We start from the raw sequence: 21,128 nt of genomic DNA, 5'->3' as shown, positions 1-21,128 counted from the left end.
GAGCCTCGCCGGCACAGCCTTGACGGCTGCGACACTGAGGCTCCTTCTGGTGAAACGCGTTTTTACCCGGCGCTCATGCAAATGACATGCGACGGTTGAGATCAATCAATGCGACGGCGCCGCAAGCTGGCTCGCAGCGCGCGCAAGACGCGTGACTTCGTCCCAGTTCTGCGCCGCGAGTGCGGCCTTCGGCGTCAGCCACGAACCGCCCACGCACACGACGTTCGGTAGTGCGAGGAAATTGGGGGCAGTCTCGGCGGTGATGCCGCCGGTCGGGCAGAACTTCAGCGTCGGGAACGGGCCGTGGAAGGCCTGCAGCATCGGCACGCCACCTGCTTGCTGCGCCGGGAAGAACTTGACGATCTCATAGCCGAGCTCGAGCGCAACGATGATGTCGCTCGGCGTCATCACGCCAGGCAAAAGCGGCAAACCCGCGTCCTGCGCGGCTTTATGCATGTCTTTCGTCAGACCCGGCGAGACGCCGAACTGGGCACCCGCTTTCTTGGCCTGCGCGCAGTGTTCCGGTCTCGTGATCGTGCCGACGCCCACCACGATGTCTTCCGCCAGCTGGCTCGCCCGTTCGATTGCTTCGAGGCCGGCGGCCGTACGCAGCGTAATTTCCAGCACTTTCACGCCACCGGCATGGAGCGCGCGCGACACGTTCTCGCCCTGCTCCGCCGAGTCGAATGCCAGCACCGGAATCACTGGGCCAAGGCGCACGATGTCGCTTACTTTCTTTGCCGTCATAGTCAGACTCCTTGTTTCTGCAGCTCGTGGCTTGCATGAACTTCGCCCACCATCGGGCCGAATACCGAAGCACCCAGTTCCGCCGGCGCCGCGGCGGCACGGAACACACCAAACAGTTCGCGGCCGAAACCGACTTCGTTTTCCGCCTGATGCAGCGGCTGCGCTTGCGGCCGCGCCGCCCATTCGGCGTCGTCGATTTCGATGTCGAGCACTCCGGCTTCAGCGTCGATCACCAGCATGTCGCCCGTGACGACCTTGCCGATCGGCCCTTGCAGCAGCGCTTCCGGCGACAGGTGGATCACCGCCGGCACCTTGCCCGAGGCCCCCGACATGCGCCCGTCCGTGACGAGCGCGACGTGGAAACCCTGATCCTGCAACACGCCGAGCAGCGGCGTCAAACGGTGCAGTTCGGGCATGCCGTTTGCGCGTGCGCCCTGGAAGCGCACCACGGCGACGAAATTGCGCTTCAGCTCACCATTATCGAAGGCTTCCTGCACCGCTTCCTGCGAATCGAACACGATCGCCGGCGCTTTCACCTTGCGATGCTGCGCCGCAACCGCGGAAATCTTGATGACGCCACGGCCAAGCTTGCCTTGCATCAGACGCAGGCCGCCGTCCTTCTGGAACGGCTCGTTGATGCCGCGCAGCACCGCCGTTTCCTGGCTTTCCGTGACACCCGGTACCCACGTCAGCTTGCCGTCGAGCAGCTTCGGCTCTTCGGTGTAATGCGACAGGCCTTTGCCCGCCACCGTGTTCACATCTTCATGCAGCAAGCCGCCTTCAAGCAGGTTACGCACGAGGAACGCCACGCCGCCCGCCGCGTGGAAATGGTTCACGTCGGCTTTGCCGTTCGGATAGATCTTCGCGAGCAGCGGCACGTTTTGCGACAGCTGGTCGAAGTCGTCCCAGTCGATCACGATGCCTGCTGCGCGGGCAATCGCCACGAGGTGCAGCGTGTGATTGGTCGAACCGCCCGTTGCCAGCAACGCGACGATGCCATTGACGATCGCTTTCTCGTCGACCACGCGGCCGATCGGCATGTAGTTGCCGCGCTCCACGGTCAAGTCGAGCACGCGCCGCGCGGCTTGCGCGGTCAGCGCATCACGCAGCGGTGTATGGGGATGGACAAACGCCGACCCCGGCAAATGCAGCCCCATCACTTCCATCAGCATCTGGTTGCTGTTGGCCGTGCCGTAGAAGGTGCAGGTGCCGTGCCCGTGGTACGCGGCCGCTTCCGCTTCGAGCAGCGCGCCACGGTCGCAGTGGCCGGTGGCGAATTGCTGGCGAACCTTCGCCTTGTCGTCGTTGCCCAGACCGCTCGTCATCGGGCCCGCCGGGACGAAGATCGTGGGGATATGGCCGAACTGCAGCGCGCCGATCAGGAGACCCGGCACGATCTTGTCGCAGATGCCGAGGCACAGCGCCGCGTCGAACATGTTGTGGGTGAGCGCCACCGCCGTGCTCATGGCAATCACTTCGCGTGAGAACAGCGACAGTTCCATGCCAGCATTGCCCTGCGTGACGCCATCGCACATGGCCGGCACACCGCCCGCGAACTGCGCGACGCCGCCGTTTTCACGGGCGGCGTGTTTGATGATGTCGGGGAAATTCTTGTACGGCGCGTGCGCCGAAAGCATCTCGTTGTACGAGGACACGATGCCGATATTCGGCTCGCGGATCTGCTTGATCACGAGTTTGTCGTTGCCCTCGAGGCCGGCGAAACCGTGCGCCAGATTGGCACAGGACAGCGCGCCGCGCGCTGGAAACTTGCCTTGGGCCTTGTCGATGCGAGCCAGATAGGCGGCGCGGGTGGGCTTGCTGCGTTCGATCACGCGCTGCGTGACCTTGAGCAATTGCGAATGCGGGGAAACCATCGAAGCTCCTTCGTCGCTGGCTGAGGCGAACACGCGCGCAGGGCCAGGTGGGTCGCGGGGACGTCGGATCAAGCCGACGTCGAGAGTTTAGTAGAAAAACTACACGATCGCAATGTGATTTAGCCCCGTAACGCGATCACTCTGGATTTCATTTAAAGCCATACTACACGGGCTCTCTACCCTAAATCTGCACATCATTAGGGAATACACCTACTCTCAATATGTAGTTTTTGTACATATCGGCAATCAGCTATAGTCCACGCATTCTTCAGCATAGTGCGAGTTTTCCAATGATGCTGTCCCAGGTAGAAGAGATGCGCGATCAGTTGCGGCCATCCGAGCGCAAGCTGGCCGACTATGTGATCGAAGCGCCGCGCGAGGTGCTCGACCTCTCCATGACGGAAGTGGCTGCTCGCGCGGGCGTGAGCCAGCCGACCATCGCGCGCTTTTGCCATGCGCTCGGCTTTTCGGGTTTCCGCGAATTCAAGATCCGCCTCGCGCAGGGCATTGCGGCGGAGGTGCCCGCAGTCTATCGGGATGTACGCGCTGACGAACCTGCGCCGGGCGTGGCGGCCAAGGTGCTGGACCGGACCATCGGCGCGCTGATCCAGGTGCGCAACAACCTCTCGTCGGACAGCGTCGCGGCGGCGATCAAGCTGTTGTCGCAGGCACGGCGGATCGAGTTTTACGGCGCAGGCGGCTCGGGGATCGCCGCGCTCGACGTGCAGCACAAGTTCTTCCGGCTCGGCATGCCGAGCGTCGCGTATTCGGATCCGCATACGTTTCTGATGTCCGCGGCGTTGCTGGGCCCGGAAGACGTGGTGGTGGCCATTTCGAACACCGGGCGCACGCGCGATATCGTCGACGCCTCGAAGGCCGCTCTCGCTGCCGGTGCGAAGGTGATTGCGATTACGCATGGCAACTCGCCCCTGGCGCGCCTCGCCACGGTCGGCTTATTCGCCAACGTCGATGAAGACACGGATATCTTTTCGCCGATGACTTCGCGCGTCTCGCATCTGGCGATCGGGGACATTCTGGCGGTGGGCGTGGCGCTCAGCCGTGGACCGGAACTGGTCGGGAAGCTGGCGCAGACCAAAGAGGTCATCAACCGGCGCAGGATCGAGCCTGGCACCTGAATTGAGCCCGGTGCAGCGCGCCAAACGAAACGGGCTCCGCGAAGGGAGCCCGTTTCTGTTTGTACGACTGCCGGATCAGATCCGGTCTGGCATGATCATGACCATGAACTGCTTACCGCTCCTGGCACCGGTACGACGCGCTGATAGCCGACGCGCGGATCGCTCGCAATAACCGGATAGAGAGCGTCCTGTTTTCAAAACGGCTTGAGTATCACCAGGGCAACCGCCGCCAACATCCCCAACACCGGCAGTTCATTGAACATGCGGTACCACTTGTGGGTGCGGCGGTTTTCACCCCGCTCGAAGGTCGCCAGCAGTCGCCCGCAGTAGAAGTGATAGACGATCAGCAGCACCACCACCGTCAGTTTGGCGTGCATCCAGCCCTGCCCGCGTCCAATCCCGATCACGAGCCACAACCACAAGCCACAGGCCAGCGCGGGAAAGGCGATGAACGTCATGAAGCGGTACAGCTTGCGCGCCATGATGAGCAGGCGCGCGGTTGCGGCGGGTTCGGTCTCCATCGCCAGATTGACGAAGATGCGCGGCAGGTAGAACAGACCGGCGAACCAGGAAGCAATCAAAACAATGTGAAACGTCTTCACCCAAAGCATCGGCAGTCCTAGCACGACTTGTTGACCTTATTGTTGGCTATTGCGTGACATGGCGGCCCGACTTATTGCCGCCCTTCGCCGTGCCCCAGCACCACATATTTCAGCGACGTCAGCCCGTCCAGCCCGACCGGTCCACGCGCATGCAGCTTGTCGTTCGAGATGCCGATTTCCGCGCCCAGGCCAAATTCGAAGCCGTCCGCGAAGCGCGTCGACGCGTTCACCATCACGCTTGCCGAATCCACTTCGCGCAGGAAGCGCATCGCGCGGTCGTGGTCTTCCGTGACGATGGCGTCGGTGTGCTGCGAGCTGTAGGTATTGATGTGCTCGATGGCCGCGTCGAGATCGTCCACCACCTTGATGGCGAGCACCGGCGCCAGATATTCCGTACGCCAGTCTTCTTCGGTGGCCTCGACGAGCGGCCCGACGCCCGCATCCGCCAACACGGCGCGTGCCGCGGGGTCGACGCGCAGTTCAACGTCCTTGCCGCGGTACAGCTTGCCCAAAGGCGGCAGCACTTCGGCCGCAATGCCGCGCGCCACCAGCAGCGTTTCCATGGTGTTGCAGGTGCCGTAGCGATGCGTCTTGGCGTTATCGCAGACAGTCAGCGCCTTTTTGAGATCCGCACGCTCGTCGACATACACGTGGCAGATGCCGTCGAGGTGTTTGATCATCGGCACGCGGCCTTCTTCCATCAGACGCGCGATCAGGCTCTTGCCGCCGCGCGGCACGATTACATCCACGTATTCCGTCATGGTGATCAGCGCGCCGACGGCGGCGCGATCCGAAGTGGCCACCACCTGCACCGCGTCTTGCGGCAAGCCGGCGGCTTCCAGCCCTTCGCCGATCAGCTTCGCCAACGCCGTGTTGCATTCGAGCGCTTCCGAGCCGCCCCGCAAAATGGTCGCGTTGCCCGATTTCAGACAGAGAGCGGCGGCGTCGATGGTCACGTTCGGACGCGATTCGTAGACGATCCCGATCACGCCGAGCGGCACACGCATCTGCCCGACCTGGATGCCACTCGGCCGATACTTGAGATTACTGATTTCACCAATCGGATCGGCCAGCGCCGCCACCTGGCGCAAGCCTTCGACCATCCTCTGCAAAGCCTTGTCCGACAGCGTCAGGCGGTCGATGAAAGCGGCGTCGTGCCCCTTCTCGCGCGCACGGGCGACGTCGCGCGCATTGGCTTCTTTCAATTGCGCGGCGTCGCGCTCGATCGCGCGAGCCACCGCGTCCAGCGCGGCGTTCTTCGCAGCCGTCGAGGCCCGCGCCATTGCACGCGAAGCGTGACGGGCGCGGCGACCGAGGTCGGTCATGTACTGGTTGATATCCATGGTGATTCTCGTGGTGCCGGGCCCGCTTGACGCGCTGCGGGCAGGCAGAATGAATGAAACATCAAACGATTGTAAGACGGGTGACGGCGGCCTGCTCGACTGCCTGCAGTTGCAGCGCCTGACAAAACCGGCGCCGTCCTGGGTCCGCGGGGTTCAAGCTGGCCGACGTGCTGGCGCTGCCGGCCTCGGCCCTGGCTTCGCCGACGACGGCGGCGGCGCGGCCTTCGCCGGTGAAGCCACCGTCATGGCCAGCTCGAAAAGTCCGTCCCACGGATCAGGCGGCGGATTGTTGCGATAGTCGCCCCGCGTGCCGCCCGACAAACCCTTCACCTGGCGATCGAGCTTCGCAGCAAGCGCCAAGCCCTTCTCCAGCGCCGCTTCGGTCACACGCGACAGCGCGGGCCCGATCAGCCGCTCACGCGGCCCCCAGACGCGGTTCTCGCGCGTGAGCATGGCAAGCGGCTTGCCGGCTGCGACACCACGCTTGATGCGCAACAGCGTGCGCACTTCCTCGACGACGGCCCACAGTACCAGCACCGCCGCCTCGCCCTCGCCGCGCAAGCCGTCGAGCATGCGCGCCAGCCGGCCCACATCACCCGCCAGCATGGCTTCGTTCAGTTTGAAAACGTCATAACGCGCCACGTTCAGCACCGCGTCCTGAACCTGCTCATAGCTCAGCACGCCGGCCGGATACAGCAGCCCAAGCTTCTGGATTTCCTGGTGCGCTGCAAGCAGATTGCCTTCCACCCGCTCCGCAATGAACTGCAACGCGCGCCGTCCCTCTTCCCCGGCGGCCACCCGCTGACCCTGCTGCGACAACCGCTGGCCGACCCAGTTGGCCAACTGCGCGCGCTCCACCGGATCGATTTTCAGCGCCGCGCCCGCTTCGGATAACGCGGTAAACCAGCCGGATTTCTGCGTGGCCGCATCGAGACGTGGCAGCGTGACGATAGTCAGCACGTCCGGATTGACCGCGTCCGCCAGCGACTTCAGCGCGTCCGCGCCTTCCTTGCCGGGCTTGCCCGACGGGATGCGCAGTTCGACCAGTTGCCGGTCGCCGAACAGCGACATCGACTGGCTCGCACCCAGCAGCGAACTCCAGTCGAAGCCACGCTCGACCGTGAACACCGTGCGGTCGGTATAGCCGGCCGCGCGCGCCGCCGCGCGGATACGATCGCACGCTTCCTGCGCGAGCAGGTGCTCGTCCCCGTACACGACGTACAGGCCGGCGAGTCCCTTCGCGAGGTGCGCTTCGAGCGCGTCAAGTCGCAGTTGCATGGCTACGCATCAATCAACAAAAGAGACAAAACACAGCGGCGCTCAAAGCGGCGGCGGCGGCAACGGTGCGCGCGGCGCAACGGCCGGCACTTCCTGACCCGGCGCCGGATGCAGCGAGTGCACCACGCCGAGGCGGCGCGTCAACTGGTCAACGGCGTCGCTCTGCATGTCGGCGTACAGAAGATCTGCTTCCGCAACCTTCGACTGTGAGAACTGATCGCTGTACGTCATGGCCCGGTTCAGCGCGATGACGCTACCCGGAATCAGCACGGTTCCATCGGAGCCCGTGAGCGTATAGCTGATCGTGTAGTTGAGCTGGTATTCCTCGACGATGCCCAGCGAGTTCATGGTCAGCACGCTGTTGCCACGGCTTTCCGTCACCCGCAGAACGGCGTCCGCGTTGGCCGGTGAGCTGACGATCACCGTGTCGCTGCCACCCTGCACGATCCGGCTCAGCCGGCCTACGAAAGCAGGCGGCCCGCCTACTACGGCGAGGCGCTTGAACGGATAGTCCTGCTGGCCGCGCAACTGAAAACCACACGCGGACAACAGCATCACCCCGCATGCCAGTGTCAAAAACGATCTGCGAGTCACATTGGCTCCTGGTTCGCAGTAGAAACCGTACAACATTCCCGTGCCGCCACGCCTTGCGACGGCACCCCGGCAAGCTTCGAATGCGCCGTCACACGACGATGTTCACCAGCCGGCCCGGCACAACGATGATCTTCTTCGGCGCGTTGCCTTCGCTGAACTTCGCGAACATCTCATGGGCCAGCGCGGCCTGTTCGATTGCGTCACGCGGCGCGTCTTTGGCAATCTTCACCGCGCCACGCACCTTGCCGTTTACCTGCAGCACGAGTTCGATCTCGGCCTGTTCGAGCGCCTCCTCATCGACCTTCGGCCACGGTGCATCGAGCAGCGTGCCGAATTCGTCCGCATAGCCCAGTTCCTGCCACAGCTGGAAGGTGGCGTGCGGCACGACCGGATACAGCACGCGCAGCATCACGCCATAGCATTCGCGCAGTACGGCCGGCGTGGCACCCTTGGCGCTGTCCAGCGCATTCAGCATCTTCATGGCCGCCGACACCACGGTGTTGTACTGCAGACGCTGATAGTCGAAATCGGCCTGCTTCAGCACGCTGTAGATCTCGCGGCGCAGCACCTTGTCGGCTTCGGCGAGTTGCGCGGCATCGAACGACGCGCGTTCGCGCAGCGCCGCTTCGTTGGCATGGCCGTAGCCCCACACCCGGCGCAGGAAGCGGCTCGCACCTTCGACGCCCGCGCCCGACCACTCCAGCTGCTGCTCCGGCGGTGCGGCGAACATTACGAACAGGCGCGCGGTGTCCGCGCCGTACTGGTCGATCAGCAACTGCGGATCGACGCCATTGTTCTTCGACTTCGACATCTTTTCGACGCCGCCCAGCACGACCGGCTGACCGTCCGAATTCAGCACGGCGCCGACCGGACGTCCCTTGTCGTCGAACGCCACGGTGACGTCGGCCGGGTTGTACCAGGTCTTCTTGCCCGCAGTGTCTTCGCGGAAATACGTTTCGTTGAGCACCATGCCCTGCGTGAGCAGGTTCTTGGCCGGCTCGCCGAACTTCACGATGCCCAGGTCGCGCGAAACCTTCGCCCAGAAGCGCGAATACAGCAAGTGCAAAATGGCGTGTTCGATGCCGCCGATGTACTGGTCCATTGGCATCCAGTAGTCGGTGCGCTCGTCGACCATGGTCTTGGCGTCAGGCGCCGCGTAGCGGTAGAAATACCACGACGAGTCGACGAAAGTGTCCATGGTGTCGGTTTCGCGCTTCGCGGGCGCGCCGCACTTCGGACATGTGCAGTTCACGAATGCTTCGGATTTGGCAAGCGGGTTGCCCGTGCCGTCCGGCACGAGATCTTCCGGCAGCACCACGGGCAGATCCTGTTCCGGCACCGGCACGTCGCCACAGGCGGCGCAGTGGATGATCGGAATTGGCGTACCCCAGTAGCGCTGGCGCGACACGCCCCAGTCGCGCAGACGGTAGGTAATCTGCTTGTCGCCGAGGCCCAGTTCCTTCAGGTCGCTGGCAATCGAGTCGACAGCCTGCGTGTAGCTCATGCCGTCGTACTTGCCGCTGTTGACGAGCGTACCGTCCTTGTCGCCGTACCATTCTTGCCAGGCGTCGGTCGAGAATTCCTTGCCCTCGACCTTCACCACCTGCCTGACCGGCAGACCGTATTTCTTGACGAACGCGAAGTCGCGCTCGTCGTGCGCCGGCACGCCCATCACTGCGCCTTCGCCGTAGCTCATCAACACGTAGTTGCCGATCCACACTTCGACCGGCTCTTGCGTGAGCGGATGCGTGACGTAGAAACCGGTGGCCATGCCCTTCTTTTCCATGGTCGCCACGTCAGCCTCGGCGACGCCGCCGCGCTTGCATTCTTCGATGAAGGCCTGCAGTTCCGGTTTGTCCTGCGCGAGGCGCGTGGCGAGCGGATGTTCGGCGGCGACCGCGCAGAAGGTCACACCCATGATGGTGTCGGCGCGCGTGGTGAACACGCGCAGCAGTTTCTCTTCGCCGTCGATCTCATACGGGAAGCCGAAGTTCACGCCGAAGCTCTTGCCGATCCAGTTCTGCTGCATGACCTTGACGCGCTCGGGCCAGCCGAGCCCTTCCAGGTCGTTCAGCAATTCTTCGGCGTACTGCGTGATGCGCATGTAGTACATCGGGATTTCGCGCTTTTCCACCAGCGCGCCCGAGCGCCAGCCGCGCCCGTCGATCACCTGCTCGTTGGCGAGCACGGTCTGATCCACCGGGTCCCAGTTCACCGTGCCGGTCTTCTTGTACGCAATGCCCTTTTCCAGCATCTTCAGGAACAGCCACTGGTTCCACTTGTAGTAGTCGGGACTGCAGGTGGCCACTTCGCGCGACCAGTCAATGGCGAGGCCCATCGACTGCATCTGCTTCTTCATGTAAGCAATGTTGTCGTAGGTCCACTTGGCCGGCGGCACGCCATTGGCCATGGCCGCGTTTTCCGCCGGCATGCCGAATGCGTCCCAGCCCATTGGCATCAGCGTGTTGTAGCCGTTCATCCGCAGATAGCGGTACATCACGTCGTTGATCGTGTAGTTGCGCACGTGGCCCATGTGCAGCTTGCCCGACGGGTACGGCAGCATCGAAACGCAGTAGAACTTGGGCTTTTCGGTGGTTTCCGTTGTCTTATAGGCGTCGGTGGCGCGCCATTGCCCTTGCGCGGCGGATTCGACGTCGGAGGGAACGTATTTTTCGTGCATGGTGTGATGGGATCGCTGGGTTCGGTGCTTTCGCACCGGGCCTGGTGCTCTGCTAGATGAAATGGCGTCGTTTCCCCTTTTACAGGGGAAAACGCTGATTATACCGTTCGCACGCGGGTACGCCGCGCGGCAAACGGCATAAGCCGAAAGGCCTGCGGCTCAAGAGCGACGGACACGGGAAGCGGTTCGTCGTGCGCCGCGCAGACGCGCTGGGTGGCTTGCGGCTAGTGGCCTGGCACAGGCGGCGGCGGATCCGTTACGAAGCCGAGCCGTTCGAGCCCAGCCTGCTGCGCCGCGCCCATGATCTGCGCGATCACCTCGTAGCGGGTGGCGCGCGCCGCGCGTAGCTGGATTTCCGGCTGTTGCGCCGCCTTGCCCGCGTCGGCGAAGCGCGCGCGCATCTGGTCCAGCGTGATGACGTTGCCGTTCCAGTAGATTTTTCCCGCGTCGTCGATCGCAAGCGAGATGGTTTGCGGCGTCTGGCGGGCGGGCGCGGCGGCGACCTTGGGCAGATCGAGCCGGATCGCGTGGGTGAATAAAGGCGCGGTAATGATGAAGATGACCAGCAACACCAGCATCACGTCGATCAGCGGCGTCATGTTGATGTCCGCCATGGGCGCTGCCGTGGTTTTCTTTTCGAGTCCGCCGAATGCCATTGAGAGCTCCTGACTCACCGCCTCCTGACGCAGTTGTCAGGCCGGCGCGCACACGTAGGCGTGCAGATCGTGCGCGAAGCCGTCCAGTTCCTCGGACAAATGCCGCACCATGCGGCCGAGCACGTTATACGCAAGTACGGCGGGAATCGCGACCACGAGGCCAAAGGCCGTCATGATCAGCGCCTCGCCGACCGGTCCGGCGACGTTTTCGATCATCGCCTGCCCGCTGGCGGCAATGCTGCCGAGCGCGTGATAGATGCCCCACACCGTGCCGAGCAAGCCGACGAAAGGCGCCGTCGCACCCACCGACGCCAACAAAACCTGACCGAATTCGAGCCGCCGTTGCGACGTGTTGAGTGCCTGGCGCAGCGCCCGTAGCACCCGCTCGCTGCGTTCGACGCGCGCGAGCAGCGCGCCCGGGATGTCCACTTCCGCTGCCTGCAAGGCCGCCTCGGCGAGCGGCGCAAAGACCCGCTCGCTATCGGCGCGCCGCAGCGCGGCGACCCCTTCGGTGAGCGTAGGCGACTGCCAGAACTGGGCGATGGCGTGTGCCGCCTGACGCTTCGCGCGGCCCAGCATCCAGCTCTTGACGATCAGGAAGCACCAGCTCGCAATCGACATGGCCAGCAGCACGTAGGCCACGGCGTGCGTGATCGCGTCGCTGGTTTGCAAGTAGTGAACGATGCCGGTGCCTGCCATTGGACCTCGCCTTCGAAAAGAGCGCGCTGACGTTCAGGACAGCGCAAGCTGGGGCAAAAGCGACTTCTCGCTCAGCGCAGGCCGAGCACGTCCTGCATGTCGTACAGGCCGGTCGCGTGGCCTTCGAGGAACTGCGCGGCGCGCAGCGCGCCCTGTGCATAGGACAGCCGGCTCGCCGATTTGTGCGTAATTTCGATGCGCTCGCCAATGCCCGCAAACAGCACCGTATGGTCGCCGACGATATCGCCGCCGCGAATGGCCGAGAAACCGATGGTAGACGGATCGCGCTCGCCCGTGACGCCTTCGCGCCCATACACCGCGCATTCGTCGAGATTGCGGCCGAGCGCGCCGGCGATCACCTCACCCATGGCGAGCGCCGTGCCGGACGGCGCGTCCACCTTGTGACGGTGATGTGCTTCGATGATCTCGATATCGTAGCCGGTGGCGAAATGACGCGCTGCGTAATCGAGCAGCTTCAGCGTGACGTTGACGCCCACGCTCATGTTGGCCGCGAACACGATGCCGACCTTGTCGGCTGCGGCACGCAGCTGCGCCTTCTGGTCGTTGTCGAAACCCGTGGTGCCGATCACCAGTTTGACCTGGTGGCGCTGTGCGGCTTCGAGATGTACCAAGGTGGCCGCGGGGCGCGTGAAGTCGATCAGATAGTCGGATTGCGCGAACATCTGCTCGATGTCGTCGCTCAGGCGCACGCCGGTTTGCTTGCCGAGGAACGCCCCGGCGTCCTCACCGATATGCGGCGAGCCAGTCCGCACGAGCGCGCCGGACAGCGTCGCGCCAGAGTCGTTCAGAACGGTTTCGATGAGCATCCGGCCCATACGGCCCGATGCCCCGGCAATGGCAATTTTCATGGCAATCACGTGGGGAGCACGTGCAAAAAAGTCGCGAAAGATGGCCCACAAGCGGGTACGCCAGCGGGCGCACCGTGGGTCCGCACGCTGCGCAACAACGCCGCACTGCGCGCCATGAACGCGGTAAGAAACAGAAATGACGGGCCCGCGCGCCGCGCGTGACCCGTCATTGTCAGGGACAGCGAATTTAGCTGCCCGTTCCCGAGCTTGCCGCGGAAGAAGACGTCAACGGCGTGTTGTGGGTCGGGCCGCTGTTGCTCTGCGGACCTGTGGGCCCAACCGGATTGCTTTCCGGCGCACCCGGCACCGTGGGTGGCGGCGGACGCGTGAACTGGAACTGCGGCTGGCCCGGCGCGGTTGCGCCGGACGGCACCACGCCGCCGTTCGCCGTGGGCGTGCCGGCACGCACCGAAGGCGTGATCTTGCCGGTAGGCGCCTGCACCGCCTCGGTTGCGCGGTTGGCTGCCTGCGCGGCTTCGGCGTTCGCGTCCATGGACGGTGCCGACGCGGCCTCCGGAGCAGCCGCAGCCGCCGCTGCGCCCGACGCCGTGGCCGGCGCGCTGGCTGCCGACGCGCTCGCTGCCGCTGCCAACGCAGCCGCACGGGCTTTCTTGCCGCCCTTGTCGCCATCGATTTCGGCGAGCAGTTCAAGGTTCGACGGCAGGTCCTCGCCGCCCGACCAGCTGGCGACCGTATCACCCGCGAACAAGACGACAAAGTCGCGCTGTTCGACGATGCTCTTGTTGCCGCGCTTGAAGTAGAACACGTAGTCCCAGCGGTCCGCATGGAACATGTCGGTCAGAAGCGGCGTGCCGAGAACCTGGCGCACCTGGTCGCGCGTCATGCCAACTTTCATTTGCGCCGCGGCCTCGGCCGAGACGAAGTTGCCTTGCACAACGGTAATCCGATACGGCGTGATGCTTTGTGCGATACGCTGCGTTAGGCTGTCGTAAGTGGAGCATCCGGCAAGAACCGCGACAGTCGCTGCAGCAATCAAGGTACCCCGCATGCGGCTCCCCCGGTAGATCAATAGAGATTTTGAAATCATTTCACTCACCGTGCGGGCCCTGCCTGTGGCGAGCCGCGCGAGTTTCATTGCATCGAAGATGACCTGAACAGCGAAAACACATTACTATTAGAACCCTGCATTGTACTCTAGGGATCCCTTGTCATGACCAATCCAACCGATCTGAAAAATATCGGGCTCAAGGCGACCCTACCGCGCCTCAAGATCCTTGAGATCTTCCAGCACAGCCCGGTGCGCCACCTGACCGCTGAAGACGTCTACCGCAATTTGCTACATGAAGAGCTCGATATCGGGCTGGCCACGGTTTACCGTGTGCTTACGCAGTTCGAGCAGGCCGGCTTGCTGTCGCGCAGCAACTTCGAATCCGGCAAGGCCGTCTTTGAGCTGAACGAAGGAACTCACCACGATCACCTTGTGTGCATCGACTGTGGACTGGTCGAGGAGTTTTTCGATCAGCAAATCGAAAGCCGCCAGCAGGCTATCGCAAAGGATCGCGGTTTCAAGCTGCAGGAGCATGCGCTGGCCCTGTACGGCGCCTGCACCAAGGAGAACTGCCCGCATCGTAAGCATTAATGGGCGCAAAGGCCACATGTCTTAAAGCATGCGGTAACGGCGCCTCTGCGAGGCGCAGGCACAAAAAAGCCGCTCCGAAGAGCGGCTCATTACAACATTGGCAGACGCGGCGCTGAAGGCGCCGCACCCGCTTTGCTTACTTCGCGTTTGCGAGCGCCACGGCCGTGTCCAGCATGCGGTTCGAGAAACCCCACTCGTTGTCGTACCAGCTCGACACCTTCACCAGACGGCCCGACACCTTGGTCAGCGTTGCGTCGAAGGTCGACGAAGCCGGGTTGTGGTTGAAGTCGATCGACACCAGCGGCGCCTTGTTGTAGCCGAGGATGCCCTTCAGCGCGCCTTCCGATGCTTCCTTCATGATCGCATTGACTTCGTCCACGGTCGTGTCACGTTTGGCGATGAACGACAGGTCGACGATCGACACGTTGATGGTCGGCACGCGAATCGCGTAGCCGTCCAGCTTGCCGTTCAGTTCCGGCAGAACCAGGCCGACAGCCGATGCCGCGCCCGTCTTCGTCGGGATCTGGCTGTGCGTGGCCGAGCGGGCGCGGCGCAGGTCTTCGTGATACACGTCGGTCAGAACCTGGTCGTTCGTGTACGCGTGGATCGTCGTCATCAGGCCGTTTTCCAGGCCGATCTTGTCGTTCAGCGGCTTGACGAGCGGTGCCAGGCAGTTGGTCGTGCACGATGCGTTGGAAATGACCGTGTCCGATGCCTTCAGCACATGATGGTTCACGCCGTAGACGATCGTCGCGTCCACGTCCTTGCCGCCCGGTGCCGAGATGATGACCTTCTTCGCGCCACCCTTGATGTGCGCGCTAGCCTTTTCCTTGGTCGTGAAAAAGCCCGTGCATTCCATCACGACGTCGACGTTCAGCTCGCCCCACGGCAATTCAGCCGGGTTGCGGTTAGCCAGCACGCGAATACGGTCGCCGTTGACGACGAGGTAATCGCCGTCCACCGACACTTCACCCGGGAACTTGCCGTGTGCCGTATCGTATTGCGTCAGGTGAGCATTGGTGTTGGCATCGCCCAGGTCGTTGATGGCAACGATCTGGATGTCGTGCTTCTTGCCGTTTTCATAGAAGGCGCGCAGCGTGTTGCGGCCGATCCGGCCGTAGCCGTTGATTGCGACGCGAATCGTCATTGTCTATCTCCTGATGGCTGAAAAAATACGTCCGTGTTTCGTCTGACCGGCAGCCTTGCCGTGCGTTCGAAAGCACGGCAAGGCGTGCGGAAGATCAGTCGAGTGCGGCTTTCGCCGTCTCCACGACGTGCTCGACGGTGAAGCCGAAATGCTTGAACAACACGCCAGCCGGGGCGGACTCGCCGAACGTGTCGATCCCGACCACGCCGCCTTCCAGACCCACGTACTTGCGCCAGAAATCCGTCACGCCAGCTTCGATTGCTACGCGGCGCACGCCCTTCGGCAGTACGCGCTCGCGGTATTCGGCGTCTTGCTGATCGAAGACGGTGGTGGCCGGCATCGACACCACGCGTGCCGCGATGCCTTCACGCGCCAGCGGCTCGACCGCCTTCAGCGCCAGTTCCACTTCGGAGCCGGTCGCCATCAGGATGATCTTGCGCGCGACGATCTCGTCGTTCCAGTCGCGCAGCACGTAACCGCCCCTGGCGACGTTGGCGATCTGCGCGTCGGTGCGCTCCGAGAACAGCAGGTTTTGACGGCTGAAGATCAGGCACGACGGGCCATGATGTTCGACAGCTTGCGTCCACGCCACCGCGGTTTCGACCGTATCGGCCGGACGCCACACTTGCAGATGCGGAATCAGACGCAGGCTCGCCACGTGTTCGATGGACTGGTGCGTCGGGCCGTCTTCGCCGAGGCCGATCGAATCGTGCGTGAACACGAAGATCGACGGCGCTTTCATCAGCGCAGCGACGCGCAAGGCGTTGCGGCTGTAGTCCGAGAAGGTCAGGAAGGTGCCGCCGAAGGCCTTGAAGCCGCCGTGCAACGCGATACCGTTGATTGCGGCGCTCATGCCGAATTCGCGCACGCCGTAGTTGACGTAGTTGCCGGCCGCCTTGCCTTCTGCGTTCACACGCACGGGCCTGGCCGCTTTCCAGTTGGTGAGGTTCGAGCCGGTCAGGTCAGCCGAGCCGCCGAGCAATTCCGGCAGCACGCCCGAGAGACCTTCAATGGCCTGCTGCGATGCCTTGCGCGTGGCAATCGTCTCGGCACGCTCATTTGCGCCAGCGATGATGGCTTGCGCCTGCTGCGCCCAGTCAGCCGGCAATTGCTTGGCCATACGGCGCGTGAACTCGGCCGCTTCCTGCGGATATCTGGACTGGTAAGCGGCGAATGCCTTGTCCCACTCGGACTCGTGGCGCGCGCCGGCTTCCTTCGCGTCCCAGGCCGCATAGACCTCCTGCGGAATCACGAAGGGCTCCCACTTCCAGCCAAGCTTTTCACGCGTCGCAGCGATTTCCTTCTCGCCGAGCGGCGCACCGTGCGAATCGTGGCTGCCGGCCTTGGTGGGCGCACCTTCGCCGATCACGGTCTTGCAGCAGATCAGCGTGGGCTTGTCCGATTGCTTGGCCCGCTTGATGGCGGCGTCCACTGCTTCCACGTCGTGGCCGACCACATTCGGGATCACGTTCCAGCCGTACGCTTCGAAACGCTTCGGCGTGTCGTCGTGGAACCAGTGCACCACTTCGCCGTCGATCGAAATGCCGTTGTCGTCATAGAATGCAATCAGCTTGTTCAGCTTCAGCACGCCCGCGAGCGAGCAGGCTTCGTGCGAGATACCTTCCATCAGGCAGCCGTCGCCGACGAACACGTACGTGTGGTGATCGACGATCTTCGCGTCCGGCTTGTTGAATTCGGTGGCCAGCAGCGATTCAGCCAGCGCCATGCCCACTGCATTCGCCAGACCTTGACCCAGCGGGCCGGTGGTCGTTTCGACGCCCGCCGTGATGCCGTATTCCGGGTGACCCGGCGTCTTCGAATGCATCTGACGGAAGTTCTTCAGTTCTTCGATCGGCAGGTCGTAGCCGGTCAGATGCAGCAGCGAATACAGCAGCATCGAGCCGTGGCCGTTCGACAGCACGAAGCGGTCGCGGTCGGCCCATTGGGGATTGGTCGGGTTGTGGCGCAGATGGCGCGACCAGAGTGCAACGCCAATCTCAGCCATGCCCATCGGCATGCCGGGGTGGCCTGAATTCGCCTGTTGAACAGCATCCATAGCCAGCGCGCGGATTGCGTTGGCCATCAGGGAGGTGGGTGCGGGAGACGAGGTCGTCATGTCGAGTCCGGAGAACGAGTCCAAAAAGCGGGGCGCGGGGGGATGGTCCGGAAGCTCGGCGGCCAGTCGCTCCGGCGCACGATGCGGCGCCTGGAGACGCGAAACGGGCAGAGCAAACGGAGAGGGCCGCAAAGCGTCACATTCTAGCAGATGGTTTCGGCGTACCCGGCTGGAAACCGCATGGGACGTGGGGCCGGGCCTTTGCCCATGCCTGTGGCGGGCCGTGGTTCGGCCGCCCGGATGAGGTTTCGCCGCGCCTTCCCGCAGCGCGCCGGCCGCCGTTTGCGCGCCTGCCGGCGGCCTGCCTGCGCAGTGGACTTTATAATCCGGCCATCGACCACCCATCGCGCCGCCCGCGCCCTGCCCACCGTGAGCGCCCCGCTACTGTTCCAGCCGACTCCGTACGCCCTTTACGGCTTCCCGAATGCGCGGCGCCTCGCGAGCGTCGCTTCGCCCTATCAGCACATCGAAGTCTGGGATACGCCGCAGCTTGGCCGGTTATTCACGCTCGACGGCCGGCCCATGACCTCGGTGGGCGACGAGTTCATCTATCACGAATGCATGGTGCATCCGGCCGCGCTCGCCCATCCGGCGCCGCGCGCCGCGCTGGTGCTGGGCGGCGGCGACGGCGGCGCAGCGCGGCAACTGCTGAAACATCCGGAGATCGGCAGAATCGTGGTGGCTGAACTGGATGCGGAAGTCGTGCGCCTCACGCGCGAATTTCTCCCTCAGGTGCATGGCGGCGCATTTGACGATCCACGCGTGGAACTGGTGATCGGCGATGCCGTCGAGTTCGTCGCCGCGACGCGCGAACTGTTCGATCTGGTGATATTCGACCTGACACCGCCGGATTCTCCGGCAGCGAGCCTCTACACGTCCGCGTTCTACGCCCAGCTCAAGCGCGTGATGAGTCCCTGCGCCGCGCTGTCGCTGCACCTTGGCGCGCCATACTTTCACGGCGCGCGCGCCGCGGCGCTGCTCGACGATCTGCGCTCGGCATTTGCGGTCGTGCGCACGATGGGCGCGTTCGTGCCGCTATACGGCTCGCTATGGACGATGGCCACCGCCAGCGACACCCTCGACCCCGCCGCGCTCATGCCCGCAGAGATCACCGGGCGGCTCGCCGCACGCCAGATCGACGACCTGATGTGGTATGACGCCATCGCACATGGCGGACTGTTCTCGGCATCTCGGGCAGTGCGCGATAAACTAAGTCAATTCTTAAAGCCATCACGGTGACGCGGCGGCAGAATGAGCGGTTTGGTCGGCGCTGAGGTCTCGCGCGCTGACCTGCTGGCCGTCCTCCACTTGCCCTGCTGACCTTAGATCCGGAGAACTCCATGACCGCCTCTCGCCCCGCTGGTGTGCCCTGGTTGACCCCCTATCTGACAGTCCGCGACGCGCGTGTCGCGATTGCGTTCTTCGAAGCCGCCTTCGGTTTTCAGGTACGCGACAGCGTCCAGGACGACGGCATCGTCATGCATGTCGAAATGGTCTACCAAGGTCAGCTGATCGTGATGTTCGCGCCGGAAGGTGCGTTCGGCTCGACTGCGAAGACACCTAAAAGCGCGGGCGCGATTGCGCCGCAATCGTTCTATGTTTATGTCGACGATGTCGACGCGGTTTATGCGCGGGCATTGGCCGCCGGCGCGAAATCGCTGAGCGAGCCGCAGGATCAGTTCTGGGGTGACCGTTTCGCCCAGGTCGAAGATCTGGACGGCTACCGTTGGGCGCTCGCTCGCCACCTTTCGTGAACTAATGAGTATTTTCCTGATGCCTCGCTTCTTCGTCGGTTCTCCCCTCAAACCCGACGACATCATGCAGCTTCCCGATGACGTCACACGGCACATCCAGGTTCTGCGCCTGCAACCCGGCGATTCGATCGTGCTGTTCAACGGCGAGGGCGGCGAATACAGCGCCGAACTCGTCGAAGTGGAACGACGCTCGGCCACGGTCCGCATCCGTGAATTTCGCGACATCGAAGTGGAGCCGCCCTACCACCTCACGCTCGCGCAAGGCATCGCCGGCGGCGACAAGATGGACTGGCTGATCGAAAAAGCCGTCGAACTGGGCGCCTCGACTTTCGTGCCGCTCACCACCACGCGCAGCGTCGTGCGTCTTTCGGGCGAACGGGCGCAACGGCGTCACGCGCATTGGCAAGGCATCGTACGTTCGTCGTGCGAACAATGCGGCCGTAACCGTCTGCCTGAAGTTGCGCCGGTTCGCGAAATCGCGACCTGGCTCGGTGCGCTACCGCGTGCTGCCGAAGAAGGTGAATTGCGGCTGCTGCTGTCGCCGCGCGCCAGCATCGCTTTTTCCGCACTGCCGGCAACCCCGCCGCACGGCCGCGTGACCTTGCTGATCGGCCCGGAGGGCGGGTTCTCCGCCGCCGAAGAAGCGGCCGCCACCAGTCACGGATTTACCGCCGTCGGCCTCGGTCCACGGGTGCTGCGCACCGAAACGGCGGGGATCGCCGTACTCGCCGCGCTAGCCGCACGCTGGGGTGGCTGGTGAGCCGGTCTAAGCAGACTGGCAATCTATAAGGGTTCAGGGATCGCTTGCTGGCCGGAATGCATCAATCAAAAGGCCCGCCGGATCATCCGGCGGGCCTTTCTTCGTTCAGCTAATGCGTAGTTCGCCCAATCAGCTCATCAGTCGCGGCGGCCAGTGCCCCGCATGCAGGTACGCACCCGCTCAGGCGAACGAATAAAACACGCGGAACGCCACCTTGCGTTCAGCCCAGAATTCCGCCGCTTCGCGGAAAACGTCGAGCAGCGTTTCGCGCCCTTCCTTATCGAATTTTTGCGCGACCGGCAGCGCTTCCAGCACGATGACAAAACCCGGTTGCGGACCGGCTTTGGCGACCAGATCGGTCAGGCAATCGTAGAGGGCGTCGTAGTTCTTACCGAAATGCTTTGGAAACAGAAATGAAGTCGCAATCGTCTCGAGGACCTCCTGTTTCGATTGCGCATTTGCGCAATAGGCATACAGAAAGTGCTGGCCGAGCTGCTGGGCTTCATCAGCGAGATCCTGAACGCGAAACGCGCGGATCGACTGTACGATGTTTGGTCGTACGGTCTTGAAAAGACTCATAGGCCCCTCGTTCGATGAAAGCTCTGCGCCGGCTTCGCTCTGGGTGTCCCGTCCGTCACCGGCGGCGCGCATCTGCATGACGCGCTGGAACAGATTGCCGTCACCGGCCGCGAAAAGATCCCTCGCGACTCCGGAGTCGTGCGCGTAGATGTTGTCGCTCATACCGTTCATCCCGATGTCATTCAACAATACGATTAAAACTGGAGTAGTGGTCGTCCGTGTAGTAGCAATTGTCGGTACGCCTTAGCGGACCACCACAAACAATGCGACGCGCGCCGCGGTTGTAAGCGTGCGGCGTAGGAACGGTGTATTCGTGATAGTAGCCCCGCCGATGCGGCGGCAGCAGCCGTTCGCGGTTGCCGAATACGATGCCGTCCTTCTCATACGGGTAAGGCCCGCCTGCGGCAATCAAGTTCAACGTATTGACTGCTTCACGCGGCAATTGCGCCACCGCGATGGTGCCCTGCACCTGATTCCCGCCGTTGCCGGACGCGGAGTAGTCCCGCGCGAATGCGCTGCCGGACACCACATTTCCGAACAAGCCGAACGCCAGAGCGCCGATGAGCACGCCGCTGCGGAGCCACTTGCGTGCCATGAATCAGGGTTCCCGCTGTTAGATCACGAGTTTGACGACCATGAAAGACGTAAGGGTATCGCTAATGGCCCCTGGAATCAACGTTCGTTCGGTAGACGA

Annotated in this window: 20 protein-coding genes; 5 read left to right on the top strand and 15 right to left on the bottom strand. The window is 63.3% G+C overall.

Going from position 1 to position 21,128, the window contains the following annotated elements; all coding sequences use genetic code 11:
- Positions 1-105 precede the first annotated feature (105 nt).
- Together eda and edd are read right to left on the bottom strand one after the other, a co-directional pair.
- Positions 106-747 carry a bifunctional 4-hydroxy-2-oxoglutarate aldolase/2-dehydro-3-deoxy-phosphogluconate aldolase gene (eda, locus tag VGH41_RS11465; RefSeq protein ID WP_331597538.1) on the bottom strand — a complete coding sequence of 214 codons (642 nt, stop codon included), beginning with the start codon at positions 745-747 and terminating at the stop codon, positions 106-108.
- A gap of 2 nt (positions 748-749) precedes the next feature.
- Entirely contained in the window at positions 750-2,621 is a 1,872-nt protein-coding gene (edd, locus tag VGH41_RS11460; RefSeq protein WP_331597537.1) for a phosphogluconate dehydratase, read from the bottom strand.
- A gap of 290 nt (positions 2,622-2,911) precedes the next feature.
- Between edd and VGH41_RS11455 the strand changes: the two genes are divergently transcribed.
- On the top strand, positions 2,912-3,757 hold the full coding sequence (locus VGH41_RS11455) for a MurR/RpiR family transcriptional regulator (RefSeq protein ID WP_331597536.1): 846 nt from the start codon (positions 2,912-2,914) through the stop codon (positions 3,755-3,757).
- Between the two features lie 194 nt (positions 3,758-3,951).
- Here VGH41_RS11455 and VGH41_RS11450 read toward each other — a convergent pair whose 3' ends face one another.
- From VGH41_RS11450 to VGH41_RS11410, 9 genes are all read right to left on the bottom strand, one after another.
- On the bottom strand, positions 3,952-4,368 hold the full coding sequence (locus VGH41_RS11450; RefSeq protein WP_331597535.1) for a CopD family protein: 417 nt from the start codon (positions 4,366-4,368) through the stop codon (positions 3,952-3,954).
- Between the two features lie 62 nt (positions 4,369-4,430).
- Positions 4,431-5,702, bottom strand: a complete 1,272-nt coding sequence (locus tag VGH41_RS11445; RefSeq protein ID WP_331597534.1) for a glutamate-5-semialdehyde dehydrogenase — start codon at positions 5,700-5,702, stop codon at positions 4,431-4,433.
- 153 nt (positions 5,703-5,855) lie between these two features.
- The gene (gene holA / locus VGH41_RS11440) at positions 5,856-6,980 is read right to left on the bottom strand and encodes a DNA polymerase III subunit delta (RefSeq protein WP_331597533.1); all 1,125 of its coding nucleotides are present in this window, start codon (positions 6,978-6,980) and stop codon (positions 5,856-5,858) included.
- Positions 6,981-7,022: 42 nt separating this feature from the next.
- The gene (lptE, locus tag VGH41_RS11435; protein WP_331597532.1) at positions 7,023-7,574 is read right to left on the bottom strand and encodes an LPS assembly lipoprotein LptE; all 552 of its coding nucleotides are present in this window, start codon (positions 7,572-7,574) and stop codon (positions 7,023-7,025) included.
- An 88-nt stretch (positions 7,575-7,662) separates the two neighbouring features.
- Entirely contained in the window at positions 7,663-10,254 is a 2,592-nt protein-coding gene (leuS, locus tag VGH41_RS11430; RefSeq protein WP_331597531.1) for a leucine--tRNA ligase, read from the bottom strand.
- A gap of 224 nt (positions 10,255-10,478) precedes the next feature.
- Entirely contained in the window at positions 10,479-10,910 is a 432-nt protein-coding gene (locus tag VGH41_RS11425) for a biopolymer transporter ExbD (protein ID WP_331597530.1), read from the bottom strand.
- Positions 10,911-10,946: 36 nt separating this feature from the next.
- Positions 10,947-11,609 (bottom strand): MotA/TolQ/ExbB proton channel family protein, encoded by a 663-nt coding sequence (locus VGH41_RS11420; protein WP_331597529.1) that lies wholly within the window; start codon positions 11,607-11,609, stop codon positions 10,947-10,949.
- Between the two features lie 71 nt (positions 11,610-11,680).
- Positions 11,681-12,478, bottom strand: a complete 798-nt coding sequence (gene dapB / locus VGH41_RS11415) for a 4-hydroxy-tetrahydrodipicolinate reductase (protein WP_331597528.1) — start codon at positions 12,476-12,478, stop codon at positions 11,681-11,683.
- Between the two features lie 187 nt (positions 12,479-12,665).
- Positions 12,666-13,487, bottom strand: coding sequence for an outer membrane protein assembly factor BamE (locus tag VGH41_RS11410; protein ID WP_331597527.1), 822 nt, complete (start codon positions 13,485-13,487; stop codon positions 12,666-12,668).
- A gap of 162 nt (positions 13,488-13,649) precedes the next feature.
- Here VGH41_RS11410 and fur point away from each other — a divergent pair, with 162 nt between their 5' ends.
- Positions 13,650-14,078 carry a ferric iron uptake transcriptional regulator gene (fur, locus tag VGH41_RS11405; RefSeq protein ID WP_331597526.1) on the top strand — a complete coding sequence of 143 codons (429 nt, stop codon included), beginning with the start codon at positions 13,650-13,652 and terminating at the stop codon, positions 14,076-14,078.
- A gap of 136 nt (positions 14,079-14,214) precedes the next feature.
- Here the strand turns inward: fur and gap are convergent, their stop codons facing one another.
- Together gap and tkt are read right to left on the bottom strand one after the other, a co-directional pair.
- Positions 14,215-15,225, bottom strand: a complete 1,011-nt coding sequence (gene gap / locus VGH41_RS11400; RefSeq protein WP_331597525.1) for a type I glyceraldehyde-3-phosphate dehydrogenase — start codon at positions 15,223-15,225, stop codon at positions 14,215-14,217.
- A gap of 94 nt (positions 15,226-15,319) precedes the next feature.
- Positions 15,320-17,341, bottom strand: coding sequence for a transketolase (tkt, locus tag VGH41_RS11395; protein ID WP_331597524.1), 2,022 nt, complete (start codon positions 17,339-17,341; stop codon positions 15,320-15,322).
- 369 nt (positions 17,342-17,710) lie between these two features.
- On the opposite strand from tkt, the gene speE reads away from it, so the two are divergent.
- From speE to VGH41_RS11380, 3 genes are all read left to right on the top strand, one after another.
- Entirely contained in the window at positions 17,711-18,580 is an 870-nt protein-coding gene (gene speE / locus VGH41_RS11390; RefSeq protein ID WP_331597523.1) for a polyamine aminopropyltransferase, read from the top strand.
- Between the two features lie 101 nt (positions 18,581-18,681).
- The gene (locus VGH41_RS11385; RefSeq protein ID WP_331597522.1) at positions 18,682-19,095 is read left to right on the top strand and encodes a glyoxalase/bleomycin resistance/extradiol dioxygenase family protein; all 414 of its coding nucleotides are present in this window, start codon (positions 18,682-18,684) and stop codon (positions 19,093-19,095) included.
- A 19-nt stretch (positions 19,096-19,114) separates the two neighbouring features.
- Positions 19,115-19,855 (top strand): 16S rRNA (uracil(1498)-N(3))-methyltransferase, encoded by a 741-nt coding sequence (locus VGH41_RS11380; protein ID WP_331597521.1) that lies wholly within the window; start codon positions 19,115-19,117, stop codon positions 19,853-19,855.
- 180 nt (positions 19,856-20,035) lie between these two features.
- On the opposite strand, the gene VGH41_RS11375 is transcribed toward VGH41_RS11380, so the two are convergent.
- Together VGH41_RS11375 and VGH41_RS11370 are read right to left on the bottom strand one after the other, a co-directional pair.
- On the bottom strand, positions 20,036-20,605 hold the full coding sequence (locus VGH41_RS11375; protein ID WP_331597520.1) for a barstar family protein: 570 nt from the start codon (positions 20,603-20,605) through the stop codon (positions 20,036-20,038).
- A gap of 7 nt (positions 20,606-20,612) precedes the next feature.
- Complete coding sequence (locus VGH41_RS11370) at positions 20,613-21,029, bottom strand: ribonuclease (protein ID WP_331597519.1); 417 nt, start codon at positions 21,027-21,029, stop codon at positions 20,613-20,615.
- Positions 21,030-21,128: the final 99 nt, after the last annotated feature.

Source organism: Paraburkholderia sp., assembly GCF_036488795.1.
Lineage (GTDB): Bacteria > Pseudomonadota > Gammaproteobacteria > Burkholderiales > Burkholderiaceae > Paraburkholderia.
This window is presented reverse-complemented; position numbering and strand designations above follow the sequence as displayed.